The organism is Empedobacter sedimenti, assembly GCF_030005555.1.
Classification (GTDB): Bacteria; Bacteroidota; Bacteroidia; order Flavobacteriales; family Weeksellaceae; genus Empedobacter; species Empedobacter sedimenti.
On the sequence record NZ_JASCQG010000003.1, the window covers coordinates 79,986 to 99,760 of the forward strand.

18 protein-coding genes are annotated in these 19,775 nt (G+C 31.7%); 12 read left to right on the forward strand and 6 right to left on the reverse strand.

The window, feature by feature from the left end; genetic code table 11:
* Positions 1 to 9: 9 nt before the first annotated feature.
* Positions 10 to 1,539 (reverse strand): L-piperidine-6-carboxylate dehydrogenase, encoded by a 1,530-nt coding sequence (gene amaB / locus QHG34_RS04160; RefSeq protein ID WP_282628923.1) that lies wholly within the window; start codon positions 1,537 to 1,539, stop codon positions 10 to 12.
* A 140-nt stretch (positions 1,540 to 1,679) separates the two neighbouring features.
* Here amaB and QHG34_RS04165 point away from each other — a divergent pair, with 140 nt between their 5' ends.
* The 8 genes from QHG34_RS04165 to ribD all read left to right on the forward strand — a co-directional run bounded on the left by QHG34_RS04165 (position 1,680) and on the right by ribD (position 11,175).
* On the forward strand, positions 1,680 to 2,846 hold the full coding sequence (locus tag QHG34_RS04165; protein WP_282628924.1) for an acyl-CoA dehydrogenase family protein: 1,167 nt from the start codon (positions 1,680 to 1,682) through the stop codon (positions 2,844 to 2,846).
* 70 nt (positions 2,847 to 2,916) lie between these two features.
* The gene (locus QHG34_RS04170) at positions 2,917 to 4,593 is read left to right on the forward strand and encodes a PNGase F N-terminal domain-containing protein (RefSeq protein ID WP_282628926.1); all 1,677 of its coding nucleotides are present in this window, start codon (positions 2,917 to 2,919) and stop codon (positions 4,591 to 4,593) included.
* Between the two features lie 91 nt (positions 4,594 to 4,684).
* Positions 4,685 to 5,440: a DUF4290 domain-containing protein gene (locus tag QHG34_RS04175; RefSeq protein ID WP_282628927.1), complete on the forward strand. Its 756-nt coding sequence runs from the start codon at positions 4,685 to 4,687 to the stop codon at positions 5,438 to 5,440.
* Between the two features lie 24 nt (positions 5,441 to 5,464).
* Complete coding sequence (gene murA / locus QHG34_RS04180) at positions 5,465 to 6,775, forward strand: UDP-N-acetylglucosamine 1-carboxyvinyltransferase (RefSeq protein ID WP_282628929.1); 1,311 nt, start codon at positions 5,465 to 5,467, stop codon at positions 6,773 to 6,775.
* 10 nt (positions 6,776 to 6,785) lie between these two features.
* Positions 6,786 to 7,463 carry a DedA family protein gene (locus QHG34_RS04185; RefSeq protein ID WP_282628930.1) on the forward strand — a complete coding sequence of 226 codons (678 nt, stop codon included), beginning with the start codon at positions 6,786 to 6,788 and terminating at the stop codon, positions 7,461 to 7,463.
* A complete protein-coding gene (locus tag QHG34_RS04190; RefSeq protein ID WP_282628932.1) occupies positions 7,460 to 8,194 on the forward strand; it encodes a shikimate dehydrogenase family protein in 735 nt (244 codons plus the stop codon). The genes QHG34_RS04185 and QHG34_RS04190 overlap by 4 nt, the downstream gene beginning before the upstream one ends.
* Before the next feature lie 57 nt (positions 8,195 to 8,251).
* The gene (locus QHG34_RS04195) at positions 8,252 to 10,114 is read left to right on the forward strand and encodes a DUF349 domain-containing protein (RefSeq protein ID WP_282628933.1); all 1,863 of its coding nucleotides are present in this window, start codon (positions 8,252 to 8,254) and stop codon (positions 10,112 to 10,114) included.
* A gap of 8 nt (positions 10,115 to 10,122) precedes the next feature.
* Positions 10,123 to 11,175 carry a bifunctional diaminohydroxyphosphoribosylaminopyrimidine deaminase/5-amino-6-(5-phosphoribosylamino)uracil reductase RibD gene (gene ribD, locus QHG34_RS04200; protein ID WP_282628934.1) on the forward strand — a complete coding sequence of 351 codons (1,053 nt, stop codon included), beginning with the start codon at positions 10,123 to 10,125 and terminating at the stop codon, positions 11,173 to 11,175.
* A gap of 19 nt (positions 11,176 to 11,194) precedes the next feature.
* Here ribD and QHG34_RS04205 read toward each other — a convergent pair whose 3' ends face one another.
* Positions 11,195 to 11,449 carry a hypothetical protein gene (locus tag QHG34_RS04205; RefSeq protein ID WP_282628936.1) on the reverse strand — a complete coding sequence of 85 codons (255 nt, stop codon included), beginning with the start codon at positions 11,447 to 11,449 and terminating at the stop codon, positions 11,195 to 11,197.
* An 89-nt stretch (positions 11,450 to 11,538) separates the two neighbouring features.
* Here QHG34_RS04205 and QHG34_RS04210 point away from each other — a divergent pair, with 89 nt between their 5' ends.
* Both QHG34_RS04210 and QHG34_RS04215 read left to right on the forward strand, forming a co-directional pair.
* Entirely contained in the window at positions 11,539 to 12,144 is a 606-nt protein-coding gene (locus QHG34_RS04210; protein ID WP_282628938.1) for an IMPACT family protein, read from the forward strand.
* Positions 12,144 to 13,190 (forward strand): acyltransferase family protein, encoded by a 1,047-nt coding sequence (locus QHG34_RS04215; protein ID WP_282628939.1) that lies wholly within the window; start codon positions 12,144 to 12,146, stop codon positions 13,188 to 13,190. Before QHG34_RS04210 ends, QHG34_RS04215 begins: the two co-directional genes overlap by 1 nt.
* 37 nt (positions 13,191 to 13,227) lie before the next feature.
* Here QHG34_RS04215 and QHG34_RS04220 read toward each other — a convergent pair whose 3' ends face one another.
* Positions 13,228 to 13,698: a DUF1810 domain-containing protein gene (locus QHG34_RS04220; protein ID WP_282628940.1), complete on the reverse strand. Its 471-nt coding sequence runs from the start codon at positions 13,696 to 13,698 to the stop codon at positions 13,228 to 13,230.
* A 61-nt stretch (positions 13,699 to 13,759) separates the two neighbouring features.
* On the reverse strand, positions 13,760 to 15,532 hold the full coding sequence (gene argS, locus QHG34_RS04225) for an arginine--tRNA ligase (protein ID WP_282628941.1): 1,773 nt from the start codon (positions 15,530 to 15,532) through the stop codon (positions 13,760 to 13,762).
* A gap of 107 nt (positions 15,533 to 15,639) precedes the next feature.
* On the opposite strand from argS, the gene QHG34_RS04230 reads away from it, so the two are divergent.
* Positions 15,640 to 16,992 (forward strand): DEAD/DEAH box helicase, encoded by a 1,353-nt coding sequence (locus QHG34_RS04230; protein WP_282628942.1) that lies wholly within the window; start codon positions 15,640 to 15,642, stop codon positions 16,990 to 16,992.
* Positions 16,993 to 17,046: 54 nt separating this feature from the next.
* On the opposite strand, the gene msrA is transcribed toward QHG34_RS04230, so the two are convergent.
* Together msrA and QHG34_RS04240 are read right to left on the reverse strand one after the other, a co-directional pair.
* Positions 17,047 to 17,580 (reverse strand): peptide-methionine (S)-S-oxide reductase MsrA, encoded by a 534-nt coding sequence (msrA, locus tag QHG34_RS04235; RefSeq protein ID WP_282628943.1) that lies wholly within the window; start codon positions 17,578 to 17,580, stop codon positions 17,047 to 17,049.
* Between the two features lie 68 nt (positions 17,581 to 17,648).
* Positions 17,649 to 18,110, reverse strand: a complete 462-nt coding sequence (locus QHG34_RS04240; RefSeq protein WP_282628944.1) for an Lrp/AsnC family transcriptional regulator — start codon at positions 18,108 to 18,110, stop codon at positions 17,649 to 17,651.
* Positions 18,111 to 18,449: 339 nt separating this feature from the next.
* Between QHG34_RS04240 and metK the strand changes: the two genes are divergently transcribed.
* Complete coding sequence (metK, locus tag QHG34_RS04245) at positions 18,450 to 19,709, forward strand: methionine adenosyltransferase (protein ID WP_282628945.1); 1,260 nt, start codon at positions 18,450 to 18,452, stop codon at positions 19,707 to 19,709.
* Positions 19,710 to 19,775 lie beyond the last annotated feature (66 nt).

A 19,775-nucleotide genomic window follows, 5' to 3' on the forward strand; every position in this document is an offset into this window, starting at 1 on the left:
TGTAAATTTTTAAAAATCAAACTTAATTCCTTGCGCCAATGGCACTTCTGTTGAATAATTAATTGTATTCGTTTGTCGTCGCATATAAGCTTTCCAAGCATCCGAACCCGACTCACGACCACCTCCAGTTTCCTTTTCTCCACCGAAAGCACCACCAATTTCAGCACCAGAAGTTCCGATATTAACATTTGCAATTCCACAATCAGAACCTTGTTGACTTAAAAATAATTCAGCTTCGCGAAGATTATTTGTCATAATAGAAGACGATAAACCTTGCGCTACATTATTCTGAATTTCGATTGCATTTAACACATCTCCAGAATATTTGATTAAATATAAAATTGGAGCAAAAGTTTCGTGCTGAACAATATCATAATGATTCTCAACCTCAGCAATAACAGGCTTTACGTAACAACCACTTTCAAAACCATTTCCTTCTAAAACTCCTCCTTCAACAATAATACTTCCTCCTTCTTGATTGATTTTATCTAAAGCATTCAAATACAATTCAACTGCATGTTTATCAATCAACGGACCAACATGATTTGCTATATCTAACGGATTACCTATACTTATTTGTTTGTAAGCATTTATCAACGATTCTTTTACTTTATCATAAATCGTTTCGTGAACAATCAAACGTCTTGTTGTTGTACAACGCTGTCCAGCCGTACCAACCGCACCAAAAACAGCTGAAGTCAACATAATTTTTAAATCAGCATCCGGCGTAACAATGATCGCATTATTTCCACCTAATTCTAAAATTGTTTTCCCCAAACGAGCCGCAACAACTTTATTCACTTCAATACCCATTCGCGTAGCACCTGTTGCAGAAACCAAAGCTACACGTTGATCTTGCGCAATTAATTCACCAATTGTTTTATCGCCCATCACCAAAGAAGAAACTCCTTCCGAGATATTATTTACTTTTAAAACTTCTGCTAAAATATGTTGACATGCGACTGCACACAAAGGTGTTTTTTCACTTGGTTTCCAAACTACAACATCTCCGCAAACCATCGCTAAACACGTATTCCAAGCCCAAACTGCAACTGGAAAATTAAAAGCTGAAATCACACCAACAATTCCAAGCGGATGATATTGATCGTACATGCGATGCAAAGGTCTTTCCGAATGAATTGTCGAACCATATAATTGGCGCGATAATCCAACAGCAAAATCACATATATCAATCATTTCTTGCACTTCACCTAAACCTTCTTGATAAGATTTTCCCATTTCATATGAAACCAATTTTCCCAAAGAAGCCTTTTTATCACGAAGTTTATCACCAAATTGACGCACAATCTCTCCTCGCTTCGGTGCAGGAATCATTCTCCATTCTTTGAAAGCTGTTTGTGCTTTTTTTATCACTTCTTCATAATCATCTTTGGTTGATGATTTTACTTTTCCAATCAATTTTCCGTCTACTGGCGAGTAAGAAGAAAGCTCTTCACCTTTTCCAAACCAAGTATTTCCTGTCGATGTTCCGAGATTTTCGGAAGAAATACCTAATTCTTTTAATTCGTTTTCTATCATTTTTTGTGTTATTTTGTGGTTTTAACTTTTACCTAAATTAGTCAAAAGTTTCATAAATTAAAATTTTTAATAAATATTATTCAGAATAATTTTTAATTTAATGAATAATCGTTAGATTTAATAAAATAAAACCGCATAAAATGAATTCAACTACAGATTATTTTAAGATTGATGATTTATTAACCGAAGAACATAAATTAATTCGTCAATCTGTTCGAGATTTTGTGGACAACGAAATAAAACCTGTGATAGATGATGCTGCGCAACATCACAAAGACATTCCTGATTTAATGAAAAAATTAGGCGCAATCGGCGCTTTAGGACCTTATATTCCAGAAGAATATGGAGGCGCTGGTTTAGATCAAATGTCGTATGGATTAATCATGCAAGAATTAGAACGCGGCGATTCGGCTGTTCGTTCTGCTGCATCTGTACAATCTTCATTGGTTATGTATCCTATTTTTTCTTTTGGATCTGAAGAACAAAAACGAAAATATTTACCAAAATTAGCTTCAGGAGAATTCGTTGGAAGTTTTGGATTAACTGAACCAAATCATGGATCAAATCCAGGTGGAATGGAAACTCGTTTAACTAAAAAAGATGATCATTATGTTTTAAATGGTGCAAAAATGTGGATTACAAATTCACCAATTTGTGATATTGCAGTTGTTTGGGCTAGAGATGAAGAAGGAAAAATTCGTGGTGTTATAGTAGAACGAGGAATGCAAGGTTTTACAACACCAGAAACTTTGAATAAATGGTCATTAAGAGCTTCAAAAACAGGTGAATTAGTTTTCGAAAATGTAAAGATTGAAGAATCTCAGATTTTACCAGACGTAAAGAGTTTACGCGGACCATTATCTTGTTTAAACTCTGCTCGATACGGAATTTCTTGGGGTGTAATTGGAGCTGCAATTGATTGTTATGAATCAGCTTTGAAATATTCATTAGAACGAACACAATTTGGAAAACCGATTGCTTCCTATCAATTGCAACAGAAAAAACTAGCTGAATTTATTACAGAAATTACGAAAGCTCAGCTGTTATGTTGGCGATTAGGAACATTGAAAAACGAAAATAAAGCAACACCTGAACAAATTTCGATGGCAAAACGCAACAATGTAAAAATGGCTATTGATATTGCGAGAGAATCTCGTCAAATTATCGGCGCTATGGGAATTGTAGGTGATTTCCCTATGATGCGACATGCAGCTAATCTTGAATCTGTGATTACTTACGAAGGAACGCACGATGTACATTTATTGATTACTGGCGCTGATGTAACAGGAATTAATGCTTTTGTGTAAGATATTTTTTCATACAATCAGATAATTTTATAGGTTTACAATTCGTTTGTAAACCTTTTTTATTTATCACATGAAATTGAAATCAATTCTACTAATCATTTTCTGTATTCAAGCTATTGTTCTTGATGCACAAGAAACTTATAAAATTACCTATGAACGATTTTCTAACGGAAAGAAAGTAGAAGAAAATAATCCAATACAAGTTCTTGCTAATGCGAAAGAAACCGTTATTGGAAAGCAACAAAGCTTTAATCACACAACAAGTTATCCTGATGAAATGTTTTATTACACTAAAACAAATCCATCAATTATCTCGTTAATTACACAATTTGATTCGATAAATTCTATCATAACAAACGATTCTGTTGCTTTTAACAAATCTATTTTTACCATTTCTAAAGAAACAAAACGAATTTTAGGTTTACGTTGTAAAAAAGCTACAACAAATATCAATTCTAATACTGTGGATGTTTGGTTTGTAGATAATATGGATTTAAACGCTTCGCCAACGATGGTTGGAATGAATTTGGGATTTGTTTTAGAAATTACACGAAATAATAATTCAACCATTCGTGCTTCAAAAATTGAACGAGAAAAAGATTTGATTCCAAGTCAATTCATCCAGAAAGAATTACTTCAAAATCGAGTTGATTTGCTAACGTATAAAGATATTATTTGGAAAAGTAAATTTGTTGACATCCCGTTACTAAACAATCAACAAATTAATTTTAGTAAAGATTTTTCGTCAAATGATTCTATTTATCGTTTTGCAAACGGAACAGTAGTAGTCAGAAAAATAAAATTACCATTAATAAAAAAAGGAAGTCAAATTTTCTTGAATGTTAAACAACAATCAAATGGAGATGCATATGATAGAACTGGTTCTGTTTTCTTGATTCAGAAAAATTCTGAACTAACGTTTATGGATGCTTTACAAAAAGGAGTCAATCAATTACCAATTTACACGAATGGAAATGGCAAAAAATATCAAGGTTATTTTCCTACAGCACAATACAATCCAACTATTGAATTGATGAGATTCTTTACTCCTTTCGGAATTAACAAATTCAATCATATTCAATTAAAAAATCAAACATGGGAAACTGAAGCAAAATATCGTCAGGAAATATCTGAATTTCAATCTATTTTATCTAATCAAGAAGTTTTAATTGGTTTCTTTATCGGAAATTATGATCAAGGTGGACATACCATCTCTGCAAATATCACTGTACATCCTTCGGGAGAATCTACTTTGCCGAATCAAAAAATATTACCTTTATTTAATACAGTCAATGTCATGGAAATGGCAGGACAAGAATATCCTTCTTTATTTGATGATCCTAACGGATTTACAGTAGAATTTACTCTAAAAGAGGATTACAATAATGCTAAACTACGTTTTACAACAACTGGACATGGTGGGTGGGAAAATGGAGATGAATTTGTTCCGAAAGAAAACACTATATTTGTTGATAATCAAAAGGTTTTTAGCACAATTCCTTGGCGTCAAGATTGTGGTTCTTACAGAGCATACAATCCGGCATCAGGAAACTTTGACAATGGCTTATCTTCTTCGGATTATAGCCGTTCTAATTGGTGTCCTGGTACTATTACTAATCCTTACTTTATACAATTAGGCGATTTAAAAGCCGGAAAACACACTATAAGAGTAAGTATACCTCAAGGAAAACCAGAAGGAAACAGCTTTAGTTATTGGAACGTTTCTGGTGTTCTTTTAGCAAAATAATTTAATAAAATTTTATCATTCAAAACTACCAATTCATCCTTTTTTTAGGATAGAAATTTGTAAATTTGTAACCAATACAGTAGAAAAATTAATGGAATATAATACACTACGTACACAATTAATCATTCCAGAATATGGTCGTCATATTCAAGAAATGGTTGATCACTGTAAAACAATCACAGATGATACTGAACGCAATGGTTTTGCCGAAATTATTATCGAAGTTATGGGCGAATTAAATCCTCACTTACGGGATGTTCCTGACTTTCAACACAAACTTTGGGATCAGTTATTTATCATGGCAGAATTTGATTTGGATGTAAAATCTCCCTATCCAATTCCAACAAAAAAAGATACAGTAAATAGTAAACCAAACAAGGTAGAATATCCAAAAAGTATTTATAAATACAGATATTACGGTAATAACATTCGCAAAATGATTGATGTTGCTGTAACTTGGGAAGAAGGCGAAAAACGTGAAGGTTTATACTTTGCTATAGCTAATCACATGAAGAAATGTTATTTGCTTTGGAACAAGGATACGGTTGATGATCAAGTTATTTTTGATCACTTGTACGAACTTTCTGATGGTAAAATAGATTTACGTAAAGTTGACGATCAATTGGTTTCTCCAGATCGTTTGAATAACAATAACAATCATTCAAACAATCATCAAAATAACAACAATCGCAACCAGAACAATACCCGTTCTTACAACAATAACAACCAAAATTCGAATCGAAATAACAATCAGAATTCGAATAATAGAAATAACAACAATAACCGAAACAATAATAACCAGAATAATAATCATCGTAACCAAAACGTTCGAAACAATAAAGGTTAAAACAAAACTATTTAATACAACTAAATGGCTACATTTCAAATAAAGGGAGGAAAACCTTTGAAAGGAGAAATTACTCCTCAAGGTGCTAAAAATGAAGTACTACAAATATTATGTGCGGTTTTATTGACCAACGAACAAGTTCGTGTAAAAAATATACCTGATATCCGAGATGTTAATCGTTTGATTGAAATTTTGGGAGATTTAGGCGTTAAAACACAAAAAAATGGAAAAGGAGATTTCACTTTCCAAGCTGATGATTTACGTTTAGATTATTTAAAAGGGAAACAGTTTCGTAAAGATGGTGCTGCATTACGTGGATCTATCATGTTAATGGGACCACTTTTAGCTCGTTTCGGTGAAGCTTTTATGCCAAAACCAGGAGGAGATAAAATTGGACGCCGTCGTTTAGATACGCATTTCGAAGGTTTTTTTGCTTTAGGAGCTAAATACCGTTTCAATCCAGACGAAGATTTCTATGGTGTAGAAGTAGACGAAAATGGACTGCACGGTGCTTATATGTTATTAGAAGAAGCTTCTGTAACTGGGACTGCCAACATTATTATGGCAGCCGTTTTAGCAAAAGGAACAACAACTATATATAACGCTGCCTGCGAACCATATATTCAACAATTATGTAAAATGTTGAATCGTATGGGAGCAAAGATTTCAGGAATATCTTCTAATCTTTTAACAATTGAAGGAGTCGAAGCTTTAGGTGGAACAGAACATACTTGCTTACCAGATATGATCGAAATTGGGTCTTGGATTGGATTAGCGGCTATGACAAAGTCTGAGTTGACGATCAAAAATGTATCGTGGGAAAATTTAGGTGTTATTCCAGACGTTTTTAAAAAATTAGGAATAAAATTAGAACGTCGTGATGATGATATTTACATTCCAGCTCAAGAAAATTATGAAATTGAACGTTTTATTGACGGATCTATTTTAACTATTTCTGATGCTCCTTGGCCAGGTTTCACGCCAGATTTGTTGTCTATCATCTTAGTTATAGCAACACAAGCAAAAGGAAGCGTTTTGATTCACCAAAAAATGTTCGAATCTCGACTATTCTTTGTGGATAAATTAATCGAAATGGGCGCACAAATTATTCTATGCGATCCACACCGAGCAACAGTCATTGGTCTTAATCACGAAACACCATTAAAAGGTGCAGAATTAACTTCGCCTGATATTCGTGCTGGTATGTCTTTATTAATTGCAGCTTTATCTGCAAAAGGTAAAACAATCATTCATAATATCGATCAAATTGATCGCGGTTACGAAGATATTGACACTCGTTTGCGTGCAATTGGCGCTGATATTATCAGAGCGTAAAATATAAAAAATGGAATCTATAATTGAGTTTATCACCAATTTTGTTCAACGTCCGGATAAAGTATTAATGGACATAATCAATAACTACGGTTATTGGATATATGTTATTTTATTCGTGATTATTTTTGCAGAAACAGGACTAATCATTATGTCATTCTTAATGCCATTCTTACCTGGAGATGCATTAATTTTCTCAATCGGAATGATTGCTGCAAACGATGAACAGAATCATTTACATATCGAATATATCATTCCACTACTGATGGTTGCAGCGATATTAGGTGATAACGTAAACTATTATGTTGGAAAGAAATTTGGAGGATGGATTTTGAATAGACCTGATTCTTGGTTCCTGAAAAAGAAACATATCGAAAAAGCAACAGATTTTTTTAACGAAAATGGAAAAAAAGCCATTATTATAGCACGTTTTATGCCTGTTGTTCGTACCATTATTCCATTTATTTGTGGTGTTACAAATCTTAATTACAAAACCTTTATTACCTATAGTTTTATTGGTGCTGTACTTTGGGTTGGTGTAATTTCGCTACTTGGATATACATTAGGGCAATTTGATATTGTAAAACATAATTTAGAAAAATTTATTTTCGGAATTATATTATTGGCTAATATGCCATTGATTATCCGTATTATAAAAGCTCAATTTAATAAAAAGAAAACAGAAGGATGAGACAATTTGGATTAATAGGACGAAATATTTCTTATTCATTTTCTAAATCTTATTTTGCTGAGAAATTTATAAACGAAAACATTGTAGACGCTGTCTACAATGTTTTTGATTTACAGCAAATAGATGAAGTAGAAAAAATATTTGCAACAGAAGGTTTAGTAGGTTTTAACGTCACAATTCCTTACAAACAAGAAATTATTCCATTTTTGGACGAACTATCGCCAGAAGCTAAAAAAATTGGTGCTGTTAATACTGTTTTAATCAAAGATGGAAAACGAATTGGTCATAATACGGATTGTTACGGTTTTCATCATTCAATTCTACCACTTTTAGAGCCTCATCACAAAAAAGCATTGGTTTTAGGAGATGGTGGTGCTGCAAAAGCTGTATTTTATATTTTGGACGAATTAAATATTGACTATAGAATAGTTTCAAGAAATCCGACTGAGGAACAACTTTCTTATGAAAATTTGAACGAAAAAATTGTAACAGAATTTCCGATATTAATCAATTGTTCGCCCGTCGGTACTTTTCCTAATATAGAAAACGCACCACTTCTTCCCTATCAATTTATAACAAAAAATCATTTATTGTACGACTTAATTTACAATCCTCCAGTAACTAAATTCTTAGAAAATGGTCAAAATAATGGAGCAAAAATTAAAAATGGACACGAAATGTTAGTTTTACAAGCCGAAAAAGCTTGGGAAATATGGAATAAAGTAGAGTAAATCACTTGATTTTGTTCTTTAGATTTATTAGATTTGAGGAACAAAACATATTTACTTATGAACACGGAATTGGATAACCTGCAAAATGCAGATGGAGAACAACAATCAAAATCGGTCTCTACAAACGACTTTAATACAGAATCTTACAAAACAGAAGAAACTGTAAATCAAGAAAAAATTAGTGATATTTCGTTCAAAGATTACGAAACTTTTAGTTTTGATGTATTGATTAACGAAGCAAAGAATCTTTTGAGCAAACATTCTGTTCAAGACATTCGTGAGCATTTTAATCAAATAAAAGACGCTTTCAAACAAAAACTAGATTTGGACGAGGCATCTAAAAAAGAAGCTTTCTTAAACGAAGGTGGTAACGAATTGGATTTTAAATACGAGACTTCTTATCGTTCAAAATTCAATGCTATTTATAACGATTTCAAGAATCAATTAGCTGTTTATCATAAAGAAAACGAAAAGAAAGAAACTGACAACTTAACTGAGCGTTTAGCAATTATTGACGAATTAAAAGCATTGTACCAAGAATCAAGTGAATCTTCTTCTACAATGTTCAAAAAATTCCGTGAACTTAAAACGCGTTGGCACAATGCTGGGCGTATTCCTAGTAAAAATGCAGAAAATGTTTTCAAAAATTATTTCTTTCATTTAGATAATTTCTACACTTATTTGGATATGAATAAAGAATTGCAAACTCTTGATTATGCTCATAATCTTGAAGTTCGTTATTCTATCATCAAACGTGCTGAAGAATTAATTGAAGAGCAAAATGTACAAAAAGCGTTAAATGAGTTACAATATCTTCACCGTTTATGGAAAGAAGAAGCTGTTCCTGTACAAGAAGATTTGCGCGAACCTACGTGGCAAAAATTTAAAGAATTAACGAATAAAATTCACGATCGTAAGGGTGAATTAAACGAAAAAATAAAACAAGACCAAAAAGATAATTTGGAAAAAAAGAATCAAATTATTGCTCAAATAAAAGACATTTCGACAAAGGCTTCAAACAAATCGCATAGCGATTGGCAGAAAGCTATTAAAGAAATCAATACGCTACGCGAAGAGTTTATCGGGTTAGGACGAGTTCCGAAAGATAAAAACACCGCTACTTGGGATGCTTTTAAAGAAGTTACAAGAGAATTTAATCACATCAAAAATGATTTTTATAAAAATCTAAAAACAGAACAACAAGTTAACTTAGAGAAAAAATTAGCTCTTTTAGAAATTGCTAAACAACATACTGAGAGTACTGATTGGAACGCTTCTGTCCAAGTGATTAAAAAAATTCAGAACGATTGGAAAAACATAGGACATGTTCCTAGAAAAAACTCAGACAAAATCTGGAAAGAATTTAAAGAAACATGTAACAAATTTTTTGATCGTTACAAAAAACGTCACGAACAGAATAATCAAAAACTTGAAGAAAACTTTGAGAAAAAACAAGCTTTTGTTGAAGGTTTTATAGCCTATCCGTTATCAGATGATAAGGAACAAGCGCTAAAACAGTTGGATGATTTACATGCACAATGGAATACATTAGGTAAAGTGCCAAATGATAAATTATCTATTAATCAAGATTTCTCAAATGCATACAATAATAGATTGGAAGCATTAAACTTATCTAAAACAGAGTTAAATGATTTCAAACTTCAGTCTTTTGTAAATAAAGTGAAAGCAGATAACAATGGAGGTCTATTAGATGAAGAAATTAGAAAAACACGAAAAATAATTGATGACCTTGAAAAAGAAATTAATCAATTAGATAATAACGTTCATTTCTTCTCTAATGCAGATGCAAACAGTCCTTTATTGAAAGATGTTTACAAACAAATTGACGAAAAACGTAAAAAATTAACGGAAGCAGAAATCAAATTGAAAACATTATTCAACATCGATTTTAAAGCCTAAAATTTAAAATGACACAACAAATTTTCGATGAGCAATTTATGGCTCGTTGCATACAAATAGCTACAAACGGGTTAGGAACAACATATCCTAATCCGTTTGTTGGTTCTGTAATTGTACATAACAATCAAATTATTGGAGAAGGTTTTACTTCTGCTTACGGAGGTCCGCACGCAGAAGTGAATGCGATCAATTCGGTAAAAAATCAAGATTTACTAAGAGAATCTACACTTTATGTAACCTTAGAACCTTGTTCGCATTTTGGTAAAACACCACCTTGTGCAGATTTAATCATCAAAAAAGAGATTCCGCGAGTAGTAATCGGCATGTTAGATCCCTTTGCAAAAGTAAATGGTCAGGGTTATTTGCGTTTACTAAAAAATGGCGTTGATGTAACGCTAAATGTTTTAGAAAAAGAGTGTGCAAATCTTAATAAACGTTTTATTACTTTTCATGAAAAAAAACGCCCTTACATCATCCTAAAATGGGCGCAAACCGAAGATGGATACATGGGACGTGATGATGTACAATTGTGGATTACAAACCAATACTCTAAACAATTGGTACACAAATGGCGAACAGAAGAACAAGCCATTTTGGTTGGAAAAAACACTGCTCTTATCGATAATCCACAGCTCAATGCTAGATTATGGGAAGGGAATAATCCTCTTAGAATGGCGATTGACAAGAATTTAGCTATACCTACAAGTTTCCATTTATACGATAAATCTCAACCTACAATCATTTTTAATTCGTTAGAAAATGTAGTAGAAGAAAATCTGAAATTAGTAAAAGTAGATTACACTCAACCTATTATACCACAAGTGATGGATTATTTGTACAAACACGATATACAATCGCTTATTGTGGAAGGTGGTAGCGATACAATACAACATTTTATTGATATCGATTTGTGGGATGAAGCACGAATTTTGAGTTCGGATACTATTTGGAACGAAGGAATTTTAGCTCCTCGACTGAAAGGAACTCGAACTGAAAAACATCGCTTTTTGAATGATGAATTAAATATTTTCGAAAATAGAATAGAAATTGAAGAACCTTAGTGATAGGGTTCTTTTTATATTACCTTTTATCAATTATTAAATCAGTTTCTAATATCCAAAGAGAATTTTTAATAAGATTATGATTATTAAGATTTAATTCATCTAAATCTTTATCAAATAACACTAAAACTCTTCCTTCAAATAAATCATTATTTATTTCAATAACTTTTCCACTTTCTCCAATTAAAATCCAATAATGATTTTCATCTCTTAAATCATTTGTATTCTTTTTTCCTAAAAAAGTATTTAAAATTACTTTATCATTCAAATTCATTAATAAATCATTTCATCACTCATAAATATAAAACCTTTTTTCTTTAAAAGTACTATTTAAACTATCTTTGCGGTACTTTTCAATACAACATGACGGACAATTATCGTACAATCGAGAAAGCGGTGGAAGATGTAATTTTCAAAGAATTGGGTAGTAAGTTTATCAATTTTGCTTATCCAGTTGAAAATGAAGATGACATCAAAATTTATTTGGATCAATTGCGCGAAATTCATCCTGATGCAAATCATCATTGTTACGCGTATGCACTAGGAATTGATTGTAAAAATCATCGTGCAAATGATGATGGCGAACCAAGTGGTTCTGCCGGTTTACCAATTTACAATCAAATTTTATCAAGTGAAATCACCAATGTTCTGATTGTTTCGGTTCGTTATTTTGGCGGAACAAAATTAGGAATTCCTGGTTTGGTAAAAGCATATAAATATGCCGCGCAAGTTGTGTTGGAAGAAGCAAATATTGTAGAAAAATTTGTTTCTAAACGTGTAAAAATGGTTTTTAATTACGATCAACAAGGAATTGTAGAACGTAATGTAGATCGAATTGACGGAGAAATAAAAGACAAACACTTTTCGGATAAATGTATGTTTACAATTTCGGTAAGAGAAAGTAAATTGGACGAATTTATTCGTATGTTTGACGAATATTATCAAATGGAAATCAAAATCTTAGATTAATGCTAAACAGTTTAACTTCCTTACGATTTTTCTTTGCATTTGCTGTTTTCTTAAGTCATTTAACTTTTGTCAAAACAGATTTGGAATGGTATAATTGGTTAAAATTCAATGTTTTTTTTGAGGGTTATCTCGGCGTTGGTTTTTTCTTTATTTTGAGCGGATTTGTTTTGGCACTTAATTATGAAAAGAAAGTAATTGACAATCCAAGTTTTGATAAAAAGAAGTTTTACATCGCTCGTATTGCACGTATTTATCCACTTCATGTCCTAACATTTTGTATTATGTTACCCTTTGTTGTGATTAATGTTTGGCAAGGTTATTTTCATTGGGATATTGGAGGTGCAAACTTATTTTTATTACAATCTTATATTCCGATAAAAGATTTTTACTTTTCTATTAATAACGTTTCGTGGAGTATATCGACTGAGTTTTTCTTTTATCTAATGTTTCCTTTTTTCGCCATTTGGTTACATAAATTTCCGAAACTGAAATATATTTCACTAATAATCATTCCGATTATCATAGTTGCAGAACCATATTTTAAGACTGATTTAAAACTTGAGAAAGGAATATTTTACATCAATCCGATTGTTCGTAGTTTCGATTTTATTTTAGGAATTATAACATGTCAATTCTATCGAAAGGTAAAAGATACTAACATCAATTTCTCTAAAGGAACATTGATTGAGTTAGGTTCTCTCCTACTTTTGGGTATCTTTTTCTATTTTCATAATGATGTTGCACGTGCTTTTCGTTATGGTATTTACTATTGGATTCCCATGGTTGCAATTGTTTTAGTTTTTGCAATGCAAAAAGGTTTTTTTTCGAAGATATTGCAAAATAAAGGCTTAATTTACTTAGGCGAAATTAGTTTTGCATTTTATATGATTCACATGATTGTGATAAAATATGGAAATCAATATTTACCGAAGTTGAATGATTTCTCAAAAATTGGAATTTATTTTATTGTTGCTTTAATCTTAAGTGCTTTGATCTTTGAATATTTTGAAAAACCCGTTGCAAGATGGATTAAAAATAAATTCTAAAACATAAAAAAATCTCGAGCAAACACTCGAGATTTTTTTACTTATTCATTTGTTTCAGTATAGAAAGTGTTTTTTTATCTACTTGATCTGCATAAAAAAACTTCAAAACATCTTTGATAATCTTTTCTTTTGGAACGATGAAATTGAACAAAGTCAAACTTGATTTTAGTTTCATTGCATCATTTTTTCCGAAAATTAATTGCGGAATCACTCCTTTATGTCGCATTAACAACACTGATAATACTTCCAAATAATTTGCCCAAAGTTCTTCATCTTTCACAAAAGCTCTTGCCTCTTCCTTTGACGAAATGGCAAATTCTTTTGACGAATCACTCGATCCTAATCCTTCTACTTGCGGAAACATAAACACCATCCAATTGGTTTGTTTTTTTCCTGCATGCACTTCCATCAAGATTTCGTCATAGACAAAACTTTGCGCATCATGAAAACGTTTTAAATTAAACTTATCATTTGGATCTTTTTGTTTCAGTAAATCTCCTATTTTCATCTTTTCTATTAAAAAAATACCTCACCAAAATGATGAGGCATTGTAAGATTTATATTATTAATTACATTCTTTCTGGTACGCCAATTCCTAATAATTTTAATGATGATTGAATTGTATTGGCAACCCATTGCGATAAATAAAGACGGAAATTTTTCACATTTTCATCTTCATTTTTCAAAATTGGATTATTTTGATAGAATGAGTTAAATAATTTCACGATTTCGTACACATAATTTGCAATCAAAGCTGGACTCATTTCTGTCGCTGCTTTTGCAATTGTATCTTCAAAATCATATAATGCACGAATAATTTCTTTTTCAGTATCATTCAATTCAATTGAAGTTAAATCAAATGCTTTTGGCGATTCTTTTCTTAATAACGACTGAATACGTGCAAATGTATATTGAATAAATGGACCTGTATTACCATTAAAATCAACAGATTCTTTTGGATCAAACAATATACGTTTCTTAGGATCAACTTTCAAAATATAGTATTTCAAAGCTCCCATTGCAATAGTTTCGTATAACTCAGATTTCTCTTCATCAGATAAACCATCAAGTTTTCCTAATTCTTCCGAAATTTCTTTTGCAGTTGCATATACATCTTCCATCAATTCGTCTGCATCTACAACAGTTCCTTCACGAGATTTCATTTTACCATTCGGTAAATCAACCATTCCGTAAGACAAGTGATGTAAAGCATCAGCCCAAGAATAACCTAATTTTTTTAAGATTAAGAATAAAACTTTGAAGTGGTAATCCTGCTCGTTACCAACCACATAAGTCAATTCTTCTAAAGTTGGATTATTTTTGAAACGCTCTACAGCTGTTCCTAAATCTTGCGTAATGTAAACTGAAGTTCCGTCCGAACGTAAAACTAATTTTTCGTCCAAACCTTCTGCAGTTAAATCAATCCAAACAGAACCATCTTCTTTTTTAAAGAAAACACCTTTATTTAAACCTTCTTCAACAATATCTTTTCCTAAAATATAGGTATTCGATTCGTATAGATATTCGTCAAAAGCAACTCCAAGACGTTTGTATGTTTTGGCAAAACCTTCGTAAACCCAACCATTCATCACTTTCCACAATTCGATTACTTCAGTATCGTTTGCTTCCCATTTACGCAACATTTCTTGCGCTTCTAAGAAAATTGGCGCTTGTTTTTTTGCTTCATCTTCCGTTTTACCTTCTTCAATCAATGCTTTGATTTGTTCGCGGTAATGTTTGTCAAATTCTACATAATATTTACCAACTAAATGATCGCCTTTAAGGCCAGAAGATTGAGGCGTTTCTAAGTTTCCAAATTTCTCCCAAGCAATCATCGATTTACAAATATGAATACCACGATCATTAATAATTTGCGTCTTAATTACATTGTTTCCTGCAGCCTCAACAATTTGAGAAACAGAAAATCCTAATAAATTATTACGAACGTGACCTAAATGTAAAGGTTTGTTGGTATTTGGAGATGAATATTCGACCATTACAGTACGCGAATTTTCATCAACTTTTGTAATCCCGAAATGATTATTTTGAGCGTTTTCAGCAAAATCAACTAAGAAATCTGCAGAATGAAGACTCATATTCAAGAATCCTTTTACAACATTGAATGCTGAAATTTTATTGTTTTCAACCAAATTTTCACCGATTTTAGTACCGATTTCTTCTGGTTTACCTTTTAATGTTCTAATTAATGGAAAAACAACCAAAGTGTACTCACCATCAAACTCTTTCCTTGTAAACTGAATTTCAACAGATTCAGGTGTGATTTGATAAACATTTTGGATTACCTCCAAAACATTTTGGGTAATGTGTTGTTTTAAATTCATGTTTTCCTATTTATTAATCGAACTGCAAAAGTACAAAGTTTCAATGAATTTGAATAGATTGATGCTTCAGTTTTTAAGTTTTCGCTAAGAAAACTTATCTTTGCAAAATGAAAGCTACATTCGCGGATTTCGAATTAACAAAACAATTGGATTCGGCTTTAGAAAAGTTGAAGATCACAAACCCAACTCCTATTCAAGAAAAATCATTTAAACCGATTCTTTCTGGTAGAGACATTATGGGTATTGCGCAAACAGGAACAGGAAAAACATTAGCTTATCTGTTGCCTTTGCTAAAAACATATCAATATTCTAAAACCAATCAACCTAAGATTGTTATATTAGTTCCTACACGTGAATTGGTCGTTCAGGTAACTGAAATTTTAGAAAACTTAGCCGAATTTATCAACGTTCGTATTTTAGGAATTTATGGAGGAGTAAATATCAACACTCAAAAATTATTGGTATACGAAGGTGTTGATATTTTAGTTGGTACACCTGGTCGAGTTTTAGATTTAGCAATCGACAATGTTCTTTCTTTCAAAGAAATGAAGAAATTAGTTGTAGATGAATTTGATGAAATGTTGAGTTTAGGATTCAAATCTCAACTTTCTCATTTATTTACAATGATGAGTGACAAGCGTCAAAACATTTTGTTCTCTGCAACAATGACGGATCAAGTAGATGATATGTTACACGAATATTTCAAGAATCCAATTGAAATTTCGTTAGCTCGTTCTGGAACTCCACTTGAAAAAATTTCTCAAACTTCAATTCCCGTTGAAAATTTCAATACAAAATTGAATTTAATCGTTCATCAATTAGAGGACAAAGCTAAATATGAGAAAGTCTTAATTTTTGCTAATAATAAAAAACACGCAGATTTAATTTTCAATCATTTAGATGAAATTTATCCTGACGAGTTTGGTGTAATTCACTCAAATAAATCTCAAAACTTCCGATTAAGAACAATGGAAGCTTTTACAAGAGATGAATATCGAGGAATAATAACAACTGATATTATGGCGCGTGGTTTGGATATTCCGGATGTTACGCATGTTATCAACTTTGAGATTCCTGAAATTCCTGAGCAATATATTCACCGCATTGGACGTACCGGTCGAGCAGACAAAAAAGGTGATGCAATTTCTTATTTCACTGAAAAAGAGATTGAACGCATTGACGCTATTGAAGAGTTGATGAACAGAGAAATGGTACAAGAACCTTTTCCTCTTGACGATGTTCAAATTAATCCTGTTAAAAGAGAATTTGAAAAAGATGTCATCAAAATGAAAGCACTTACAACTGTAAAAATTGAAGAGCGTGGTGCTGCATTTCATGAGAAAAAAGATAAAAATAAAAAGGTGAATCTAGGAGGTCCAACAAAACGTAAACCACCAAAATCTAAACCTAAAAATCGTGGACAACAGAAACAAAAAGCCCGCAAAAAAGGAAAATCATAACAAAAAAACACTCCAAATTTGGAGTGTTTTTTTGTTATATTATCAATTACAAGTTTATTTTAAAATCTGCTTGAATTTAGATTTGAATTTTGCAATTTTTGGTCCAACTACTGCTGAACAATAAGGTTGATCAGGATTTTCGTTATAATAACCTTGATGATAATCTTCGGCTGGCCAAAATTTATCTAAAGACTCTATTGTTGTTACGAATTTATCGTCATACAAAGTTCCGTTATCAAACTCTTTTAAAGATTCTTCTGCTTGATTTTTTTGTTCTTCAGATGTGTAAAAAATACTCGAACGATATTGTGTACCAACATCATTTCCTTGTCTATTTAGTTGTGTTGGATTATGAATATTCCAAAAAATTTCTAATAACTCTGGATATGAAATCACTTCATTATCAAATGTAATTTCAACTACTTCGGCATGTTTTGTATCTGTATCACAAACTTGTCGATATGTTGGATTGTCCACATCTCCACCTGTAAATCCAGAAATTGCACTTTCTACTCCATTAATAGAATTGAAAATTCCTTCTGAACACCAAAAACAACCAGCTCCTAAAACTGCAATTTCTTTACTCATTTTCCCTAATATTTTTATGCAAGTTAAACAAAAAAGGTTCTCAAATGAGAACCTTTTTTGTTATTTTTTTATAATAATTGATATGCTGTATCATCTTTTACATCACCAATTACAAATGTACTATGTGTACTTCCGATAACCTTGATTGTAGTCAATTTATTTACCATAAAATCACGGTATTCATCCATATTTTCAAAGGACATTTTGATAATATAATCATAATCACCACTTACATGGTAACTAGCCTGAACTTCTTTTAAAGTTACAATTTCATTCTCAAAAATCTTAATGTTATCAGCAGAATGCTGTTGTAATTTAATGTGACTAAACACCAAAAGTTCTTTATTAATAAGTCTTCTATTTACAAGAGCTACATATTTAGAAATAATTCCAGATTTTTCTAATTTCTTAATTCGCTCATGGATTGCAGTTGAAGAAAGATTCAACTTATCAGATAATTCCTTATAAGTTATTTTACTGTTTTCTTGTAAGTACATTAGTAGTTGTTGGTCGAGAGTGTCAAATTTCATGAATATTAATTTTTTTCTAAAGTAATAACTTTTTTTTGAATATTTATCTATTTAAAAACATTTTTTTAATACTATACAGAAATTAATATTAAAAACTTGCTAATATCCAATGATTAACAAGAGTAGATTAATCAGTAAAATTAATTGATTTAACAGATGAAATAGCAAATTAAAATATAAATAAACCAAAATACTTTTCAGTTTCATTATATCATTGTATATTTGAGCTCGAAAAATCGTAGAGGAAAGATTTGACTGATTGCAACCTCATAAAACAATTGCTAAAGCAGGACTTCAGTTGACTTCTTCCCTATTTTATATTTTTAAAATAATTATATAATGTCATATTTATTTACATCAGAATCAGTATCTGAAGGGCATCCAGATAAACTTGCCGACCAAATTTCTGACTCTATCTTAGATCACTTTTTAGCATTTGACGCAAAAAGTAAAGTGGCTTGTGAAACTTTAGTTACTACGGGACAAGTTGTATTAGCTGGAGAAGTAAAATCTAACGCTTATATCGATTTACAACGTGTGGCTAGAGAAACAATCGCTGAAATTGGTTACACAAAAAGTGAATATATGTTTGATGCTAATTCTTGTGGAATTTTATCAGCTATTCACGAGCAATCTCCAGAAATCAACCAAGGTGTTGTTCGTACTTCTGACGAAGAACAAGGAGCTGGTGATCAAGGAATGATGTTTGGTTACGCTACTAGCGAAACAGAAAACTACATGCCTTTAGCATTAGATTTATCTCACAAAATCTTAAAAGAATTATCTAATATTCGTAAAAACGAAATTGAATTATTACCTTATTTACGTCCTGATGCAAAATCTCAGGTTACAATTGAATATGATAATGACAATAAACCTGTTCGTATTGATACAATCGTTATTTCTACGCAACATGATGACTTCGCTAACGAAGAAGCGATGCGTGATAAAATTACAAATGATTTAATTAACATTTTAATTCCTCGAGTTAAAGCTCAGTTACCTGTTCATATTCGTGATTTATTTACTGATGATATTAAATATCACATTAATCCAACAGGAAAATTCGTAATTGGAGGACCTCACGGAGATACAGGTTTAACAGGTCGTAAAATTATTGTAGATACTTATGGAGGAAAAGGTGCACACGGAGGTGGAGCATTTTCTGGAAAAGATCCTTCAAAAGTAGACCGTTCTGCTGCTTATGCTGCTCGTCACATTGCAAAAAACTTAGTTGCAGCTGGTTTAGCTGACGAAGTTTTAGTACAAGTTTCGTATGCAATTGGTGTTGCTGCTCCTGTCTCTTTATTAGTAAATACATTCGGAACACAAAAAGTTAATTTAACTGAAGGTGAAATTTCGAAAAAAGTTTCTGAGATTTTTGATATGAAACCTTTCGCTATCGAGCAAAGATTAAAATTAAGAAATCCTATTTACAAAGAAACTGCATCTTACGGACACCTAGGACGTCAACCAGAAACTGTAACAAAACGTTTTGAATCTGCAAATGGACAAGACGTTGTAGAAGTTGAAGTTGAGTTATTTACTTGGGAGAAATTAGATTTCGTAGACAAAGTAAAAGAAGCTTTCGGATTATAATCTGAAATACATCATAATAAAAAAGTCGCTAAAAAGCGACTTTTTTGTTGAACTATTGTTATCAAA